This window comes from Actinomadura latina NBRC 106108, from assembly GCF_001552195.1.
GTDB lineage: Bacteria > Actinomycetota > Actinomycetes > Streptosporangiales > Streptosporangiaceae > Spirillospora > Spirillospora latina.
Genome location: NZ_BCQS01000019.1, coordinates 77,944 through 94,489 on the forward strand (window position 1 = coordinate 77,944; position 16,546 = coordinate 94,489).

The window sequence follows — 16,546 nt, forward strand, 5'->3', positions numbered from 1 at the left end:
TCGTAGGCGGCCGTGTCCCGGCTCCTGCCCGATCGCGGGCCCGGCCAACGTCAACCGGCGGTCAACGTCGTCCGGTGCCCGGCGTCAGCCGGTGGTGACGGTGCGGTCGAGGGCGCTGCCCTTGACCCACCGGCTCCACGACATCTCGTAGTAGCTCCACCCGTTGTTCCAGTCGAGCCCCCGCTTGCTGCCGGTGACGATCACCGGGTCGCCGCGGTAGGAGAAGTCGTAGAACCACTTGGCGTCCTTGGGCGGGGAGTTGACGCAGCCGTGGCTGACGTTCTGCCGGCCCTGCGCCCACACGGTGGCGGCCATCGAGTGGACGTACTCGCCGCTGCTGGAGATCCGCACCGCGAACGGGATGACCTCCTTGTAGCCGCCGTTCTTCTTGTCCTTCGGGTCGACGCCCATCCACTCCGACGTCATGATCGCCGGGTTCTCCTTGCCCATCGTCAGATGGACGCCGCTGGTGGTGAGGTAGGTGTCGACGCCGTTGACCACGCGGCCGCCGCGGCCGGCGCTGATGGGCCAGCTGCGGACCTTCTTGCCGTTCCGCTTGACGACGGCCCTCTTGGTCTTGGTGCTGATGCGGGTGATGTGCGAGTCGCCGATGCGGAAGCTGCGCGTGAAGTCGGTCACGCCGTACGTCCGCTTGCCCGACTTCACCCCCGCCAGCTTGGCCCGGAGCATGACCTTCTGGTTGGGCTGCCAGTAGTGGCCGTTCTTCGTGCGGAAGACGACGGTGGTGTCGTTCATCCAGAACCACGCGCCGGTGGCCGGCTTGGCGGACTTGACCTCCAGGGACTTCTCCACGGCCTTCTTGTCGGCGACCGCGCGGTTGAAGACCACCTGGATCGGCATGCCGACGCCGACCTTCTCGTTCTTGCTCGGCGTGACGTCGATGATCTCCAGCTTGTTCGCCGCCTTGAGCGTCGCGAACGTGGCGTTGACCGTGGCCGCCTTGCCCTCGGGGCTCTTTGCGACCGCGGTGACCTGGTACTTGGCGCCGGGCCGCAGCGTGCGCGACTTCCAGCTGGTCTTGTCGGCGGCCATCTCGCCGGGGACCGCCTTGCCCTTGAGGGTGACCGACACCTGTTCGAGCGTGCCGCCCGCCGCCGTGACGACGACGCCGTCCTCCGGCTTGGCCTTGGTGTTGCCGTTCCCCGGGTTGATCGTCACCTGCGGGGCGCCGGCTTCCGCCTTCTCCCCGACGGTCACGCCGGAGTCCTTCTCACCGCCCCCGCTACAGGCCGTCGTGAACAGCAGTACTGCCCCCGCGATCCCCGCGCCCGCCCGAACTCCTGCGGAAATCCTCCGCTGCACTGCAACCTCCAGTGACCCCGCCGTCTATCCGAGAGACATTAGCGACAAAATTCGACGATCATGCCACGACCCGGGGTTTTGGCAGGTCTCTGAGATCAAAGCGTTGCACGGCGGTGGCGCGCGGCGGACCCGCGGCGGACCTGGCGGGGCCCGCCGGGAGCCCGCCGCGCGCCGGCGGTCTAGCGGAGGGCGCTGCCCTGGCTCCACTTGCCGAACGGCATCTGCCAGAAGCTCCAGCCGTTGTCCCACTCGACCTCGCGGTCCGAGCCGGTCAGCTTGATGACGTCGCCGCGCTGCATGGTGTCGTAGAACCACTTGGCGTTGGACGGGCTGACGTTGATGCAGCCGTGGCTGACGTTCGCCGACCCCTGCGAACCGACCGACCAGGGCGCCGAGTGGACGTACTCGCCGCTGTTGGAGAACCGGACCGCGTGGTTGACGACCGTCTTGTAGTAGCCGGCGTCGCCCTCCTGCCGGCCCGGCGACGTCATCGTGACGGGGTTGCCCTTCTCCATCAGGAGGTGGACGCCGCTCGTGGTGGTGAACTCCCGGGTCTGCCCGTTGCCGGCGCTGAACGGGATCGTCCGCAGCTTCTTGCCGTCGCGCGTCACGGTCATCCGGTGACCGCCGATGTCACCGGTGGTGATCTGCTCGGCGCCGATGCTGATCGTCGCCTGGGCGTCCTTGGCCCCGTACACGCCGCCGCCCGCGTTCACGCCGGCCAGCGACGCGTGGAAGCGGACCGTCTGGTGCGGCTGCCAGTACGTCTTCGTCCGGTAGACGACCTGGTCGGGCGCCAGCCACCGCCAGGCGCCCTCGACCGGCTTCTCCGGGGTCACGCGCAGCGTCCGCTCCACGGCGGCCTTGTCGGTGACCGGCCGGTCGAACCGGACGAAGATCGGCATGCCGACGCCGACCTTCTCCCCCTTGAGGTTCGGGGTGACGTCCACGATGTTCAGCGTCCCGGCCGGCTTCAGCGTGGTGAACGAGCTCGTCACCGTGCGGGTCTTGCCGTCGTCGCGGGTGTGCGCGGTGACGGTGTAGGACGTCGCGGGCGTCAGCGTGCGGGTGGAGCGCCACGTCCTGCGGCCCTCGCCGAACTTCCCGGTGATGGTCGCGCCACCGCCCTGGACGGTGACGTCCTGCAGCTTGCCGTCCGAGGCCTTGACCTCGATGGTGCCGTCCGGCTTGACCTGAGCGGTCCCGTTGGCCGGGGTGATCGTCACCACGGTGTCGGATCCGCCCGAGGCGAGCTTGCCCGCGCCGCCGATCGAGCAGCCCGTCACGAGCATCGCCACCGCGCCCGTACCGCCGGCCAGCACGACCCCCGCACGACCCTTGATCGCCACAAATCCCCCAAAACCCGTCGAAATCACCCGTATCGGTGAATCTACCTACACATAGAGACGCCCCGAACCATCCGGAAGTTCGGGGCGTTCGACGGGGAACCGCTGCTCAGGCAGCCGTCCCGGAGGCGGCGGGCTCACGGTTGATACGCCGCAGGAGGCGCTTGAAGCTCCAGACCGACAGGCCGATGCCGATCGCGCCCATCCCGGTGACGATGCCGGTGCGGATCCACAGGTACATGCTGATCGACTCGTTGAACAGCATCCAGAGGCTGACGCCGACGTTGGCCAGCAGCACCGCCGACCACAGCAGCGAGATGCGCAGGAAGAACTGGTGGACCCGGTCGTTCTTGTAGAACGCGTCGGGGATCGGCGCCATGTCCTTGGCGAGCTTCATGGCGAGCGGCTTGCCGAGCGGCACCGAGGCGAGGAAGGCCATGCTCACGCAGAGCGTGCCGAGCGTCGGCTGCAGGAAGTAGATGACCGCGCTGTGCGTGGCGGCCGCCAGGCCCGCGCGGACCGTCACGCCGACCGCGGCCAGCAGCAGCATCCCCGACACCGGGTGGCCGCGTACGTAGCGGTAGATGATCCCGCCGTACACCCAGGCGACGGCGGCGACCAGCGCGCCGTTCAGCCCGAGCAGCATGAGCGCGGCGTAGAACACCGCCACCGGGGCGATGACGCCCTCCACGAAACGCGGGAGCGCGTGCAGGAGCATCGCGGTCATCCGCGGGAGCTCGAACACGTGGTGCCCGCCGGCCGGTCCGTGACCGTCCTGCTCCTGGGGGGCCCGGGTCAGGCCGCCCTGCGCCTCGGGCGCGGGAACCCCCGCCCTCGCGGGCGGGCCCGCGGGCGCGGTCGCCGTTGTTTCCATCGAGTGCTGTGCTCCCCGATCGGTGTGCATGGACTCGGATGTGCTCACGATTCGCCCCACCGTACGTGATGATCCGCACGCACTTGTCCGTTTTCGACCGATCCATGCCGTGCGGCTTACTCCCCCCTTAGTTCGGGCGGGAGGGCCGCCGGGTGCGGGTCGCGGCCGAATGCGGCCAGAGTCGAACCGATGGCTCCGGGGCACCTCCGACTCTAGGTGCCCGCCGTCTCCCGCCTTATCCGGGGTCCCCTCGCCCCTCATCCGAGGTCGGCGCCCGTGGGCTGGACGTCCCTGGCGGCGGCGTAGATGGCGCGCAGGGTCACCGCCACCGACGGCCTGCGCACGCTCGCGGCGCGGGTCACGGCGTACACCTCGCGGGCCAGCGTGCACTCGGGGATGCGCCGCACCGCCACGCCCCGGTCGCCGGCGGCGAGCGCCAGCGCGGGCACCGCGGTGATGCCGATCCCCCGCGCCACCAGGCTGAGGATCGTGTGCAGCCCCTCGAACTCCCACGGCACGGGACGGGCGCCGCCGACGGTGTCCAGCAGCCGCTCGACGGCCTGCCGGGACGGCTCGCCGGGCGGCGCGGCCATCCACGGCTCCTCGCGGAGCCGCTCCAGGTCGACCCGCAGGTCCGGGTCCGACATCGGATGCGTCTCCGGCACGACGAGGACCAGCGGGTCGCGGCGCAGGTGGAAGAACTCCAGCGCGGCGGGCGCCTGGTCGGGGACCTTGCCCGTCCAGTCGTCGATGAGCGCGATGTCGACCTCGCCGCTCTGCACCTGGCGGATGCCGGCGCCGGGCGCGGTCTGCCGCAGCACGAACGCCAGCCCGGGATGCTCGCCCAGGCTGCGCGCCAGCGCGGGCGCGAAGGCGACCGCGGCGGTCGGGAACGCGGTGACCACGATCCGCCCCGAGGGGGCGTCGGCCTGCGCCGACAGCTCCGCCTCGGCCGTCTCGACCAGGCCGAGGATCTCCTCGGCGCGCTCGGCGAGGCGGCGCCCGGCGTCGGTCAGCTCCGCGCTGCGGGCGGTGCGGTCCAGCAGCGGGACGCGGGCCTGCCGTTCCAGCGCGGCGAGCTGCTGGGAGACCGCCGACGGGGTGTAGCCGAGGGCGGCGGCGGTGGCCGCGATGCTGCCGCGGCGGCCGAATTCGGCGAGCAACCGCAGGCGGCGCAGTTCGAGCATAAGTACATCTTACGGTAACCATCGATGAGACTCGCTTGTAATGATGCTTGCAGCGGGCAAGAGTATGGGCGAGCCCGGCCGGGTCACACAGGGGGATTCCGCGGTCACCCACCGCTATTTCGTCCTGCCATTTTTCGCCCTGCCCTTTGGAGCGTCGATGCCTGCCCACAATCAGTCCGCATCCGTCCGGCCGCTGTCCTTCGCGCCCCGCCCGGTCCCGCTGTCCGCGACGCTCGCCGTCAACGAGGCGATAGCCCGCAAGCGCAGGGAGGGCGAGCGCGTGCTCCCCCTCGGCTTCGGGGAGGCGGGGATCCCCATCCATCCCGCGCTGACCCGCGAGCTGGAGTCGGCCGCCGGCCGGGGCGCCTACGGCCCGGTCGCCGGGTCCGCCGCGCTGCGCGCCGCCGCGGCCGGCTACTGGGCGCGGCGCGGGCTCCCCACCGACCCGTCCGCGGTCGTCGCCGGGCCGGGCAGCAAGCCGCTGCTGTTCGCCCTGCTGACCTCGCTGGGCGGCGACGTCGTGGTGGCGGCGCCGAGCTGGGTGAGCTACGCGGCGCAGGCGTCGCTGGCCGGCGCGGAGCCGATCCGCGTCGCCACCCCGCCGGGTGAGGGCGGCGTGCCGAGCCCGGCGCTGCTGGCCGACGCCGTCGTGCGCGCCCGCGCGCGGGGAAGGGAGGTGCGCGCGGTCGTGGTGACGCTGCCCGACAACCCCACGGGGACGCTGGCGTCGGAGGAGACCGTCCGGCGGCTGTGCGCGGTGGCGCGCGAGCATGACCTGGTCGTCATCTCGGACGAGATCTACCGCGACCTCGTGCACACGCCCGGGCGGACGGTCCCGAGCCCCGCCCTGTACGCGCCGGAGCGCACCGTCGTGACGACCGCGCTGAGCAAGAGCCTGGCGGCGGGCGGCTGGCGGCTGGGCGTCGCGCGGCTGCCGGACGGGCCATTCGGCCGCGCGCTGCGCGACAGCCTGCTCGGGGTGGCGAGCGAGATCTGGTCGAGCGCGCCGGCCCCGATGCAGCACGCCGCCGCCTACGCGTTCGCCGAGCCGCCCGAGCTGGTCGAGCACGTCGACCGCAGCCGCCGGCTGCACGCCGCCGTCACCGGCGCGGTCGCCGGCCGGTTCGCCGCCGCGGGCGCGCGCGTCCGCCGCCCCGAGGCGGCCTTCTACGTCTACCCCGACTTCGGGCCGCTGCGGGACGTGCTGCGCGAAAACCACGGCGTCCGCACGGCGGCCGGCCTCACCGGCCTGCTGCTGGACCGGTACGGGGTCGGCGTCCTGCCGGGCAGCTCGTTCGGGGACGCGCCGTCGGCGCTGCGCATGCGGGTCGCGCCGAGCCTGCTCTACGGGGAGGACGACGAGCATCGCCGCGCCGCGCTGGCGTCCCCGGCGCCCACGTCGCTGCCGTGGATCGCGAGCGCGCTGGACCGGCTCGGCGAGGTGCTCGACGACCTGACCGCGAGCGTCACCGCCGCGGAGCCCGCACTCACCTGACGGGCCGCTGAGTGAAGGATCGGGAGCGCACCGTCACCCTTGCCGGCGGCGGCCGGTAAAGGGCGCTCGAAGGTCCCCGCCCGGCCCGACCGGCGCGGATAAGCGTGGTGTAAGGTCCAACGACGCACGGGGCGAACGTCACTAATCGACCAGCGGCAGGGCAAGGGGCATCGGGTCCTCCCTGCCCGTGGCAAAACCCGGGACGAGCGCGAGGCCACGCGAGTGATGAAGGAAGGCGAGGGGGCCCGTCATGAGGCATGCACGGGACGGGGCTGCCGCGGCGATGAGCGCCGCCTCCAGGATCCTGGTCGCGCGGGGCAAGAACGAGCCGCAGGAGATGGAGAACCCCGACGTCGCATGGGGCCAGCGGGCCCGTGACGGGGTCTGGGTGCCGACGCGGGACGGTCAGCGCATCCACTTCGGCATCGACGCCACCGCCGCCGACACGGTCGCGCAGGTGCTGCGTCCCAGCCTGCGGGTGTTCGTCGGCGTGGACGTCGACACCGACATCGTCGCGCAGACCACGGCCGGCGGGGTGCGGCTGCTCACGGTGATCCACGGGCCCGACGCCCCCTCCGAGTTCCGGTTCGCCGTCTCCCTGGCCGACGGCCTGGCCCTGGAGTCGATGCCGTCCGGCGGCTACGACGTCGTCCACCTGCGCTACGGCGCCACCGTGGGGCGGCTCTACAACCCGTGGGCGAGCGACTCGATGTTCCGCCAGGTGAAAGCCGACTACACGCTCGACGGCACCTCCGTGACGATGCGCGTCCAGCACACCGACGCCTACTACCCGGTCGTGGCCGACCCGCACTACGAACGCTGACCGAAGCCGCGGTCCTGATCCGCACCGGAATGCGCCTGGTACGCGATTGGAGCGCCGCGGGTTCATGGAACGTTCCGGCCGGATCGGGCCACCCGGCGCGCCGGTGCGTCCGGCCGGGGTGGCCGCCGCCGCCCCCCGCCCGGGTCATATGGTGGGGTCCACGGGCCGCGTTCCGGCCCCGGCGAGGGCGCCGGGAGCACGACCGCCCCGGTCCCCCGAGACTGGAGTCATCGTGATCTTCACTCATGACACCGAGCATGCGCTCGCCGTCGTCGTCGACCTGATCAACACCGGTGCGGCCACGTCCGGCGCCGAGGGGCTCGGCGGGCTGCCCGGCCTGCGCGCGTTCGTGGACCGCAACGCCTTCAGCGACGTGGGCGAGCTCACCGAGGCCGACCTGCTCCGGGTCCTGGAGCTGCGCGCGCGGTTCCACGAGGTGTTCCGCGCCGGCGACGTCCCGTCCGCCGTCCGCCGGATCAACGAGATCGTCGGGGAGGTCCGCACCACCCCGCACCTGACCGACCACGACGGCTACGACTGGCACGTGCACTTCTTCGCGCCCGGCGCGCCGCTCGGCGAGCACCTGGCCGCCGACTGCGGCATGGCGCTCGCGTACGTGGTGGCCGCGGGCGAGCTGGACCGGCTGCGCACCTGCGAGGCGCCGGACTGCGCGCGCGTCCTGGTAGACCTGTCCCGCAACCGCTGCCGCCGCTACTGCGACAGCCGGACGTGCGGCAACCGCATGCACGTCGCCGCCTACCGCGCCCGGCAGCGCGAAGCGGCGCACTGACGGCGGCCGCGGCGGAGCCGGCGGGCCTGACCGGGGGCCGCGGCGGAGTCAGCGGGTCAGGGCGGACACCGCATCGAGGGCGCGGCGCGCGGCGGGGACGTCATGGACGCGGAAGACCCGGGCGCCGAGCAGCGCGGACACGCCGAGGACGGCCATGGTGCCGACGCCGCGCTTGTCCACGGGGCGGCCGAGGGTCTCGCCGATGAAGTCCTTGTTGGACACCGCGACCAGTACCGGCCAGCCGGTGGCGGTCATCTCCTCCAGCCGCCGGGTGATCTCCAGGGACTGGCGGGTGTTCTTGCCGAAGTCGTGCGCGGGGTCGATGAGGATCGCGTCGCGCCGCACCCCGAGCGCGGCGGCCCGCTCGGCCTCGCCGGTGACGTGGGCGATGACGTCCGCGACGACGTCGCCGTAGCCGATCCGGTGCGGGCGGGTGCGGGGGTCGAGGGGCCCGGCGTGCGCGCAGACCAGGCCGATGCCGTGCGCGGCGGCGACCTCGGCGAGGTGCGGGTCGGGGCCGCCCCAGGTGTCGTTGAGCAGATCGGCGCCTGCGCGGGCGACGGCCTCGCCGACCTCGGCGCGCCAGGTGTCGACGCTGATCACGACCCGGGGGTGCCGGTCGCGGACGGCGGCGACGAGGTCCACCACCCGGCGCAGCTCCTCGGCGACGCCGACGTCCGCGCCGGGGCCGGCCTTCACCCCGCCGATGTCGACGATGTCGGCGCCGGCCGCGACGGCCCGGCCGACGGCGTCCAGGGCGGCCTCGAAGCCGTAGGTGGCGCCCCTGTCGTAGAACGAGTCGGGCGTGCGGTTCACCACCGCCATGATCGCGTGGGGGCCGATGTCGCGCCCGTTCAGCCGCAGCGGCGGCACGTACGGAGAGGTCATGATGGGTCTCACCGTGGCACAGGGGCGTCCCGGCGGGCGAACCAGAAGGGAATTCGGTTCAAACGGAACCCTCCCTCGTCATCACCCCGTCGTGGTCGGTAATCTCATATTTCACGCTCGTCGCGGGTTCACCCGTGGTGAGCCCCGCATCGGACTTATTTCAGCCATGGAGGATCCGCTGTCCAGGCGAGCACTCATCACCGGCATCACCGGACAGGACGGCTCGTACCTGGCCGAGCATCTGCTTGAGCTGGGATACGAGGTCTGGGGGCTGGTGCGGGGGCAGGCGAACCCCCATGTGTCGCGGCTGCGCAAGCACATCGGCGACGTGCAGATCACCACCGGCGACCTGCTCGATCAGGGCAGCCTGATCTCGGCGGTGGAGCGGGTGCAGCCCGACGAGGTCTACAACCTGGGCGCGATCTCCTACGTCCCGATGTCGTGGCAGCAGGCCGAGCTCACCGCCGAGGTCACCGGCATGGGCGTGCTGCGGATGCTGGAGGCGATCCGCGTCGTGTCGGGCATCAGCACGTCCCGCACGCCGGACAGCGAGCAGATCCGCTTCTACCAGGCGTCGTCCTCGGAGATGTTCGGGATGGTCCGGGAGACGCCGCAGACCGAGAGGACCCCGTTCCACCCGCGCAGCCCGTACGGGGTCGCGAAGAGCTACGGGCACTACATCACGCAGAACTACCGCGAGTCCTACGGGATGTTCGCGGTCAGCGGGATCCTGTTCAACCACGAGTCGCCGCGGCGCGGCGCCGAGTTCGTGACGCGCAAGGTGTCGCTCGGCGCGGCGCGCATCAAGCTGGGCCTGGCCGAAGAGCTGCGCCTCGGCAACCTGGACGCGCGGCGCGACTGGGGCTACGCCGGCGACTACGCCCGCGCGATGCGGCTGATGCTCACCCAGGACGCCCCCGAGGACTACGTCATCGGAACGGGCCAGACCCAGTCGGTGCGGGAGCTGGTGGAGTTCGCGTTCCGCACGGCGGGCCTGAACTGGGAGGACCACGTCGTCCTGGACGCCAAGTACACCCGCCCGGCGGAGGTCGACCTGCTGTGCGCGGACCCGAAGAAGGCCCGCGAGCAGCTCGGCTGGGAGCCGGACGTCACATTCGAGGGCCTGGTGACGATGATGGTCGAGTCGGATCTGCGGCTGCTGTCGAAGTCCGCGCGCCCCGAGGACGAGCCGTTCAGTCCCGATCATTGGTGATCCGCTGACCTGCCGCGTGGCACGATGCATGTATGGCCACTTGTGAGCATTTGCAGTCCGTTCCGGCGGTGGACCCGTCACCGAACACCCAGCAAGGATGCCAGGAGTGCCTGGAGGAGGGCACCCGCTGGGTGCACCTGCGGCTGTGCCTCGGCTGCGGGCACGTGGGCTGCTGCGACTCCTCCCCCATGCGCCATGCGACCGCGCACTTCCAGAAGGAGGGGCACCCGATCGTCCGGTCGTTCGAGCCGGGCGAGGACTGGCGCTGGTGCTTCGCCGATGAACTGATCGTCTGATGCCGGACGTCCCGCTGCGCAGTGGGCCGGGACGGTGGATCCTGCTGGCGACCGTGCTGGGGTCCGGCGTGGCGCTGCTCGACTCCACGGTCGTGAACGTGGCGCTGCCGGCGCTGGCGCGCGACCTGGACGCCGACATCGCCGGGCTGCAGTGGACGGTGAACGCCTACACGCTGACCCTCGCCGGGTTCATCCTGCTCGGCGGGTCGCTGGGCGACCGGTTCGGGCGGCGCCGGGTGTTCCTCATCGGCGTCGTGTGGTTCGCGTCCGCGTCGGTGCTGTGCGGGCTGGCGCCGAACATCCAGATGCTGGTCCTGTCGCGGGCGCTGCAGGGGGTGGGCGGGGCGCTGCTCACCCCGGGGTCGCTGGCGATCATCCAGGCGTCGTTCGCCGCCGACGACCGGCCCAGCGCGGTCGGCGCCTGGTCGGGCTTCGGCGGCGTCGCGGCGGCGATCGGGCCGTTCGCGGGCGGCTGGCTGGTGGAGGCCGCCGGGTGGCGGTGGGTGTTCCTGCTGAACGTGCCGCTGAGCGCCGTCGTGGTGCTGGTGTCGCTCCGGCACGTCCCGGAGAGCGTCGACCCCGACGCCCACGGCCGGTTCGACGTGCTCGGCGCCGTGCTGGCGGCGCTGGCGCTGGCCGGGACGACGTACGCGCTCACCGAGGCGCCGGGCGGCGGCGCCGCGCCGCCGGTGATCGTCACCGCCGCAGTACTGGGCCTGGCGGCGGCCGCCGCGTTCGTGCTGGTGGAGCGGGCGCGGGGCCGGGGCCGGCACCTGCCGGGCGTGCGGCGGGCCGGTGCCGGCGCGGCGCCGCAGCCGATGCTGCCGCTGGGCGTGTTCGCCTCGCGGCAGTTCTCCGCCGTCAATGTCGTCACGTTCCTCATGTACGGCGGGATGGGCGTGCTGTTCTTCCTGGTCGTCGTGAACCTCCAGGTCGTCTCCGGGTTCTCGCCGATCGCGGCGGGCACGGCGCTGCTGCCGGTGACCGTGCTGATGCTGCTGCTGTCGGCGCGGGCCGGCGCGCTCGCGCAGAAGATCGGCCCGCGCCTGCCGATGACCGCGGGGCTGCTGGTCGCGGCGGCCGGGATGCTGCTCGTCGGCCGGATCGGGCCGGACGCCTCCTACGTGCGGGACGTGCTGCCCGCCGTCGTGGTGTTCGGGATCGGGCTGTCGGCGACGGTCGCGCCGCTCACCGCCACGGTCCTCGCGACCGCCGACGTCCGGCACGCGGGCGTGGCCAGCGGCGTCAACAACGCGGTGGCGCGAGCCGCCGGGCTGCTCGCGGTGGCGGCGATCCCGCCGCTGGCCGGGCTGACCGGCGACGCCTTCGCGAACCCGGCGGACTTCTCCCGCGGGTACTGGACGTCGATGGCGGTGTGCGCCGCGCTGCTCGCCGCCGGGGCCGTGCTGAGCTTCCTCACCGTCGGCGACGACGCGCTGCGAGCCGCAGTCTCACGGCGTCCGCGTACGGGGTGAGCGCCTCGGTGACCTGCTGGGCGAGTTCCCGGGTGGGGACGAGGACCAGGGCCAGCGGGGCGCGCGCCGCCGCGCGCTGCCCGGCGGTGCGGGCGAGCAGGGCCAGGCCGAAGGCGAGGGTCTTGCCGGAGCCGGTGCGTCCCCGGCCGAGGACGTCGCGTCCGGCGAGGGCGTTCGGCAGGCTCGCGGCCTGGATGGGGAACGGGGCCGTCACGCCCTGGCGGGCCAGTTCCGCGAGGAGCGGCGCCGGCATCCGCAGGTCCGAGAACGACTCGACCGCGGGTAGCGGCGGGGTCGACGTGCTCGGGGCGCCGGCGTCGGACGGCTTGGCGGGGCGGCGATGGCGGCGTTCTCGTGCGGGCGGAGCGGTGCGGGGCATGGGAGACCTTCCTCGAAAGCGGTGCGTGTCGAGGGGGTGCTCTCAAGACGAACCGGAATGGTGCCGGCGGCGCTCAGGCCGCCGGCGGGGGGCGCGAACGCGCGGCGGGCGGGCCCCGGAAGGCCGCCCGCCGCACGGCGTGCCACTAGGCGGGGACGATGTTCTCCGCCTGCAGGCCCTTCTGGCCCTGGGTGATGTCGAAGGACACCTTCTGGCCCTCCTGGAGCTCGCGGAAGCCCTGGGCGGCGATGTTCGAGTAGTGGGCGAAGACGTCGGCGCCGCCGCCGTCCTGCTCGATGAAGCCGAAGCCCTTTTCCGCGTTGAACCACTTCACGGTACCGGTGGCCATGGTCGTTCTCCTTCTGGTCGGACCCGGACGCACACCTTGTACGGCCGGGGACGCCGCGATGGCCCATCCGGAAATTCCAGAGCAACAAAAAATGCGCCTGCCGAAGTAGATCCGCAGGCGCATGCACATGTCTTGGGAACCGCAACTACTACGACGCTACCACATGCTCGGCGGGACGGGGCCAGAGCCCGGGTTTTACTGTGATGAATTCCATATCGCCTGCTGAACAGGGCCCCGGCACCGCCCGGGAAGGCGCATACTGCGAGGGTGAAATCCACCGAACCCGGCAGGCGGCGACACCTGCCCACCAGCCCGTTCAAGCCTCCGCCCGCGGCACCGCCGGCGAAGGTGTTCGCACCGGACGACCGGGTCACCCACGACAAGTACGGGCTCGGCCGCATCCTGGAGGTCCACGACGGGCGGTCCGTCCTGGTCGACTTCGGGACGCAGCGAGTCAAGATCCTCGCCCCCTTCGCCAAGCTCTTCAAGCTCTGAGACCCGGCTGAGCCGCGGCCCGCTCAGCCGGCGACGAAGCGGACCGGCCCCGACAGCGCGGTCAGGGCACCGGTGCCGCAGAGGTCGGCGAGACGGGCGGCGATCATGTGCGGTCGCGAGGCGGCCGGAAGCGCTTCGTCGCACTTCAGGCCGCGGACGGCGCGTTCGCCGGCGTCGGGCGGGCAGAATCCGTCGGCGGCGTCGCCGGTGCCCGCCTTCCCCATCGCGGGGGTCAGGCCGGACCGCAGCCGGACGCATCCGTCCTCAACCGCTGCTTCTCGCCGGTGCGCCCGGCGACGGCCGCGACGAGGACGGCGTTGACGCTGAGCCCCGCCCACGTCCCCGCCCACGTCCCCGCCCACGTCCCCGCCCACGTCCCCGCCCACGTCCCCCAGCGGACGTCGCCGCCGGAGCGCGAACCCGGAGCCACCGAAGGCCGTCTTGCGCCGACGCCCTGCCTGGGCGGTCGGACGGTTCGCCGTGGCAGTGCCGCCGCTTCCAGTCGCTCCATACGGCCTGCCGGCTGTGCCCGGCCAGGACCAAGGACGCGGGGGCCGTGGGCGCGCTCGGTGAGGAGCGTCGTGTCCGTGCGGCCGATCTCCTGGCGGCCGGACATGACGATGAATTCGGGCGGGGCGGGGGCCGCGCGGAACGACTCGATCAGCAGCGCTGCGAGGCGGCGCGGATGCCGTCGTTCGCCATGATCGCGAGGGCGATGTCCTCCACCACGATGTCCGGGTGCAGATCGCCCGCCGCCTTCGCGCGCCGGATGAGTTCGAGCAGCATGCGCAGCGAACGGTCGCGGTCGGCGGTGACGCCGGCCGTCCGGGGCAGTTGCGCGACGTAGGCGCGGAACCGCGGTCGCGGGCGTGCGTCTCCAGCAGGTTCTCGACCACCAGGCAGAACCCGCGCCACGGGTCGGACGCCGCCAAGCCCTCGTCCACGACCGCCGAGCAGACGGCCATCTGCTCGGCGAACGCCTAGGCGAACATGGCCGGACGGGTCCGCGCGCCGGCACCGGCCGGGGTGGACGCGGTGTTCGACTGCGCCGGAGGCGCCCTACCCGATCTGATCGCCATCGCCGGGGACCCGGCGCGCGTGGTGACGATCGCCGACTTCGGCGCGGCGGCCCACGGCGCGCACATGTCGCACGGGGTCCCGGCCGGCGAGGCGGCCGGGGCCCTCGGAGCGTCGGCCGATGCTCAGGCGGTGCACGGCCTACAGATCGCGGTCGCGCTCGCCGCGCAGGGCAGGTTGCGGGTGCCGGTCGCGGCGGCGTTCCCGCTCGCCGAGGCCGCGGCCGCGCACGAGATGAGCGAGGCCCGCCACGCCCGCGGCAAGATCGTCCTGGTGCACTGACCGGGCGCTTCTCACTCCGAGCCGGACGGAGCCCAACTGAGATCCACCACGCAGAAGGCGTTGCCGTCCGGGTCGGCCAGGACGACGAAGTCGGGATCCGGCGGATACAGATCCCAGTCGAGTCTGGTCGCCCCGAGCTCGATCAGACGCGCGACCTCGGCTTCCTGCTCGGCCTTCGTGTCCACCAGCAGGTCGAGATGGATACGCGGATGCGCCTGGACGGGCGAGTCGCTGCGCATCAGGCCCAGGGCCTGGCCTGATCCATCCGCGTGCTCCAGTGTCCGCCAGGTCGGGCTCTCGCTCTCTGTCGCCGCCACCAAGTCCAGGGCGGACGTCCAGAACGCCACCGCACGCGGCACATCGGTCACACCGATCACTGGGAACCCGAGTCTGAGCATGAGCACGAGTCTACGAAGCCGAGGTCTTCAGACGAGCACGTCGCGACCTGGCGTCGATGACGATCACGGGCGCGCCGTCCGGCCTTCCGGCAGGGCGCGATGTTCACCGGCACGCCGACCGACGCCCCTGAACCCGCAGCCCCCTCCCGTCCGCGTCCTCGGCGAACAGCAGCAGCTGGGCATTGACGCTCTGGCCGTGCGCAGCGCCGTATGCACGTCGGGCGCGCCCGTGCGGGCCACCGTCTCCAGACCGGCGAGCGCGGGTTGCCAAGGAGGGATGTCGGGGCCAGCTCAGGTGGGGGGGAGCTCAGGCCAGGTCGAGGGTGCCGGTCTTGATCCGGTCCGCGAATGTCTTCCACACGGACGGGCCGAACACCAACTTCGGGCCGTCCGGGTCCTTGGAGTCCCGCACCGCCACCGCCGCCACCAAGTCCGCCACCTCGACGCACTGTCCGCCCGTGTCGGTACTGCGGCTACTCTTCCGCCACTCAGCACCGGCCACCGGAACCATGGACGCCACCTCAACGCACTGGTCACCGGTATGAGTGCTGCGACTGCTCTTCTGCCACTGTGCAGCCGTCACCGCCACGACTGAGCCAACCTCAACGCAGGAGCCCCCGGAAGAGTCACTGTGACTGCTCTTGCGCCAGCAGGTGACGTCAACGTTCCACATCTTCACAACTCCTCGACGACCCTTCCGATCAGGCGCTCTGACTCTTCGGCCGTCAACGCCGACGCCCTCACTTGATCGAAGACTACGACAAGCCCATCAAGATCATGCGGGCTTTCGATCAACCGGCCGTGGCCGCCGGCCGCATCGACGAAGCCCACATCTGGACGGTCGGCAAAGCTCAGAAGAATGATCTCGCCCGCCTGGAAGACGGGCGCATTCGCCGGGATGACCTGAAGCGTGACGTGAGGCAGTTGAGCCAGCTCAAGAAGGTACTCAAGCTGCCCACGCATCACCTCCGCCCCGGCTGCGACGCTCCTGACTGCGATCTCGCTGAGCATGATCAGCAACCATGGAGGCCGCTCCCTTTCAAAAATGGCTCGTCTCGCCAGTCGCGCGGCGAGAAGCTCCTCCACCCTTTCCCTTCGGTGCCCGACACTGAGCACCTTGCCTGCGTACTCCTCCGTCTGGAGTAGGCCAGGAATGAGAAGCGGTTCGAAAATTCGCATGTAGGTCGCCTCTGGCTCGATCTCGATGAAGGGACGGAACCCCGGAGGCACGACTTGGATGTGTTCCAGTTGCTGGTTCCACTTCCAAATGCGATGGAATGCCCCGTTCGTCTCGAAGAAGGAGCCGCAGTCCTTGGCAAAGTCTTCCGAGGGAGCGCTCCTGCCCGACTCGATCTGCCCGATCCACTGGGGCGTATACCCAAGCCTCTCCGCAAGCTGAGGACGAGACAAACCGGACGATTCCCGATAAGTTCGCAGTTCCACACCGAAGTATTCGGTCGGCGAGGACGGGATGCCGGGGTCGCGGGGGCGGCGGGGCACGAGAACCTCCGGGGTTTCGAAAGGCGGGGGCCACTTTCCAACAGAGCCCGAAGATTTCCATCCGTGGGCCTCTTGCTCTTCCAGAAGATAACCCGATCACAGGAAGATTTGGAGCGGTAACGGAGAGAAACCACACCGAAAGTCCAAACGATCATGGACACGCCCGTCAATCCCGCCGGCCAGGCGTTGGCCCGGCTCCGCGAGGACTTCCAGGGTCACCGAATCTGGCGTGCGACACGCTACGACGGAAAGCTCGGCGATTGGGTCGCCACTCTGCACGACCCAAAGGCCGGTATAGACCCGACCGTGGTACGCAACACCGCAGAAGAACTCCGTAGGCCGCTCATAGACGAACT

Annotated in this window: 20 protein-coding genes and 1 pseudogene; 8 read left to right on the top strand and 13 right to left on the bottom strand. The window is 71.5% G+C overall.

Translation table 11 applies throughout. The features are described 5' to 3' along the window. Positions 1 to 84: 84 nt before the first annotated feature. From AL2_RS24215 to AL2_RS24230, 4 genes are all read right to left on the bottom strand, one after another. The gene (locus tag AL2_RS24215) at positions 85 to 1,218 is read right to left on the bottom strand and encodes a L,D-transpeptidase (RefSeq protein WP_245666875.1); all 1,134 of its coding nucleotides are present in this window, start codon (positions 1,216 to 1,218) and stop codon (positions 85 to 87) included. 284 nt (positions 1,219 to 1,502) lie between these two features. Beyond that, a complete protein-coding gene (locus tag AL2_RS24220) occupies positions 1,503 to 2,672 on the bottom strand; it encodes a L,D-transpeptidase (RefSeq protein WP_083946850.1) in 1,170 nt (389 codons plus the stop codon). 106 nt (positions 2,673 to 2,778) lie between these two features. Beyond that, positions 2,779 to 3,591: a VC0807 family protein gene (locus tag AL2_RS24225; protein WP_245666876.1), complete on the bottom strand. Its 813-nt coding sequence runs from the start codon at positions 3,589 to 3,591 to the stop codon at positions 2,779 to 2,781. A 209-nt stretch (positions 3,592 to 3,800) separates the two neighbouring features. Then, a complete protein-coding gene (locus AL2_RS24230; RefSeq protein WP_067637251.1) occupies positions 3,801 to 4,730 on the bottom strand; it encodes a LysR family transcriptional regulator in 930 nt (309 codons plus the stop codon). A gap of 157 nt (positions 4,731 to 4,887) precedes the next feature. Between AL2_RS24230 and AL2_RS24235 the strand changes: the two genes are divergently transcribed. From AL2_RS24235 to AL2_RS24245, 3 genes are all read left to right on the top strand, one after another. After that, positions 4,888 to 6,225, top strand: coding sequence for a pyridoxal phosphate-dependent aminotransferase (locus AL2_RS24235; RefSeq protein WP_083946851.1), 1,338 nt, complete (start codon positions 4,888 to 4,890; stop codon positions 6,223 to 6,225). Positions 6,226 to 6,475: 250 nt separating this feature from the next. Further along, positions 6,476 to 7,048, top strand: a complete 573-nt coding sequence (locus AL2_RS24240) for a hypothetical protein (protein ID WP_067637253.1) — start codon at positions 6,476 to 6,478, stop codon at positions 7,046 to 7,048. Between the two features lie 232 nt (positions 7,049 to 7,280). After that, a complete protein-coding gene (locus AL2_RS24245) occupies positions 7,281 to 7,838 on the top strand; it encodes a CGNR zinc finger domain-containing protein (RefSeq protein ID WP_067637255.1) in 558 nt (185 codons plus the stop codon). 48 nt (positions 7,839 to 7,886) lie between these two features. Here the strand turns inward: AL2_RS24245 and folP are convergent, their stop codons facing one another. Then, a complete protein-coding gene (gene folP, locus AL2_RS24250) occupies positions 7,887 to 8,726 on the bottom strand; it encodes a dihydropteroate synthase (RefSeq protein ID WP_067637257.1) in 840 nt (279 codons plus the stop codon). 178 nt (positions 8,727 to 8,904) lie between these two features. On the opposite strand from folP, the gene AL2_RS24255 reads away from it, so the two are divergent. The 3 genes from AL2_RS24255 to AL2_RS24265 all read left to right on the top strand — a co-directional run bounded on the left by AL2_RS24255 (position 8,905) and on the right by AL2_RS24265 (position 11,710). Continuing rightward, the gene (locus AL2_RS24255; RefSeq protein WP_067637504.1) at positions 8,905 to 9,939 is read left to right on the top strand and encodes a GDP-mannose 4,6-dehydratase; all 1,035 of its coding nucleotides are present in this window, start codon (positions 8,905 to 8,907) and stop codon (positions 9,937 to 9,939) included. A 68-nt stretch (positions 9,940 to 10,007) separates the two neighbouring features. After that, a complete protein-coding gene (locus AL2_RS24260) occupies positions 10,008 to 10,235 on the top strand; it encodes a UBP-type zinc finger domain-containing protein (protein ID WP_245666877.1) in 228 nt (75 codons plus the stop codon). Beyond that, on the top strand, positions 10,235 to 11,710 hold the full coding sequence (locus AL2_RS24265; RefSeq protein WP_067637261.1) for an MFS transporter: 1,476 nt from the start codon (positions 10,235 to 10,237) through the stop codon (positions 11,708 to 11,710). Before AL2_RS24260 ends, AL2_RS24265 begins: the two co-directional genes overlap by 1 nt. Here the strand turns inward: AL2_RS24265 and AL2_RS24270 are convergent. After that, on the bottom strand, positions 11,652 to 12,089 hold the full coding sequence (locus tag AL2_RS24270; RefSeq protein WP_067637263.1) for a DEAD/DEAH box helicase: 438 nt from the start codon (positions 12,087 to 12,089) through the stop codon (positions 11,652 to 11,654). The genes AL2_RS24265 and AL2_RS24270 overlap by 59 nt on opposite strands. 145 nt (positions 12,090 to 12,234) lie before the next feature. After that, complete coding sequence (locus AL2_RS24275; protein ID WP_024936225.1) at positions 12,235 to 12,438, bottom strand: cold-shock protein; 204 nt, start codon at positions 12,436 to 12,438, stop codon at positions 12,235 to 12,237. A 267-nt stretch (positions 12,439 to 12,705) separates the two neighbouring features. Between AL2_RS24275 and AL2_RS24280 the strand changes: the two genes are divergently transcribed. Further along, positions 12,706 to 12,933 carry a hypothetical protein gene (locus tag AL2_RS24280; RefSeq protein WP_218003702.1) on the top strand — a complete coding sequence of 76 codons (228 nt, stop codon included), beginning with the start codon at positions 12,706 to 12,708 and terminating at the stop codon, positions 12,931 to 12,933. Positions 12,934 to 12,956: 23 nt separating this feature from the next. Here AL2_RS24280 and AL2_RS24285 read toward each other — a convergent pair whose 3' ends face one another. The 3 genes from AL2_RS24285 to AL2_RS37655 all read right to left on the bottom strand — a co-directional run bounded on the left by AL2_RS24285 (position 12,957) and on the right by AL2_RS37655 (position 13,848). Beyond that, positions 12,957 to 13,157, bottom strand: coding sequence for a hypothetical protein (locus tag AL2_RS24285; protein WP_067637264.1), 201 nt, complete (start codon positions 13,155 to 13,157; stop codon positions 12,957 to 12,959). An 8-nt stretch (positions 13,158 to 13,165) separates the two neighbouring features. Beyond that, complete coding sequence (locus tag AL2_RS37650; protein ID WP_067637267.1) at positions 13,166 to 13,363, bottom strand: hypothetical protein; 198 nt, start codon at positions 13,361 to 13,363, stop codon at positions 13,166 to 13,168. A gap of 230 nt (positions 13,364 to 13,593) precedes the next feature. Continuing rightward, entirely contained in the window at positions 13,594 to 13,848 is a 255-nt protein-coding gene (locus AL2_RS37655) for a hypothetical protein (RefSeq protein ID WP_157438332.1), read from the bottom strand. 75 nt (positions 13,849 to 13,923) lie between these two features. Between AL2_RS37655 and AL2_RS24295 the strand changes: the two are divergent. After that, positions 13,924 to 14,292: pseudogene (locus AL2_RS24295) on the top strand (zinc-binding dehydrogenase); the annotation flags it as partial. An 11-nt stretch (positions 14,293 to 14,303) separates the two neighbouring features. Here the strand turns inward: AL2_RS24295 and AL2_RS24300 are convergent. The 3 genes from AL2_RS24300 to AL2_RS24310 form a co-directional block, all read right to left on the bottom strand. Further along, a complete protein-coding gene (locus AL2_RS24300; protein WP_067637508.1) occupies positions 14,304 to 14,690 on the bottom strand; it encodes a VOC family protein in 387 nt (128 codons plus the stop codon). A 307-nt stretch (positions 14,691 to 14,997) separates the two neighbouring features. Next, positions 14,998 to 15,363, bottom strand: coding sequence for a DUF397 domain-containing protein (locus AL2_RS39380; RefSeq protein WP_067637269.1), 366 nt, complete (start codon positions 15,361 to 15,363; stop codon positions 14,998 to 15,000). A 2-nt stretch (positions 15,364 to 15,365) separates the two neighbouring features. Then, positions 15,366 to 16,190: a helix-turn-helix domain-containing protein gene (locus AL2_RS24310; RefSeq protein ID WP_168444667.1), complete on the bottom strand. Its 825-nt coding sequence runs from the start codon at positions 16,188 to 16,190 to the stop codon at positions 15,366 to 15,368. Positions 16,191 to 16,546 lie beyond the last annotated feature (356 nt).

Coding starts and splice junctions, on each gene's coding strand:
- AL2_RS24230 (WP_067637251.1), bottom strand. CDS start 4,730: ATGCTCGAACTGCGCCGCCTGCGGTTGCTCGCCGAATTCGGCCGCCGC.
- AL2_RS24235 (WP_083946851.1), top strand. CDS start 4,888: ATGCCTGCCCACAATCAGTCCGCATCCGTCCGGCCGCTGTCCTTCGCG.
- AL2_RS24240 (WP_067637253.1), top strand. CDS start 6,476: ATGAGGCATGCACGGGACGGGGCTGCCGCGGCGATGAGCGCCGCCTCC.
- folP (WP_067637257.1), bottom strand. CDS start 8,726: ATGACCTCTCCGTACGTGCCGCCGCTGCGGCTGAACGGGCGCGACATC.
- AL2_RS24265 (WP_067637261.1), top strand. CDS start 10,235: ATGCCGGACGTCCCGCTGCGCAGTGGGCCGGGACGGTGGATCCTGCTG.
- AL2_RS24270 (WP_067637263.1), bottom strand. CDS start 12,089: ATGCCCCGCACCGCTCCGCCCGCACGAGAACGCCGCCATCGCCGCCCC.
- AL2_RS24275 (WP_024936225.1), bottom strand. CDS start 12,438: ATGGCCACCGGTACCGTGAAGTGGTTCAACGCGGAAAAGGGCTTCGGC.
- AL2_RS24285 (WP_067637264.1), bottom strand. CDS start 13,157: ATGGGGAAGGCGGGCACCGGCGACGCCGCCGACGGATTCTGCCCGCCC.
- AL2_RS24300 (WP_067637508.1), bottom strand. CDS start 14,690: ATGCTCAGACTCGGGTTCCCAGTGATCGGTGTGACCGATGTGCCGCGT.
- AL2_RS39380 (WP_067637269.1), bottom strand. CDS start 15,363: ATGTGGAACGTTGACGTCACCTGCTGGCGCAAGAGCAGTCACAGTGAC.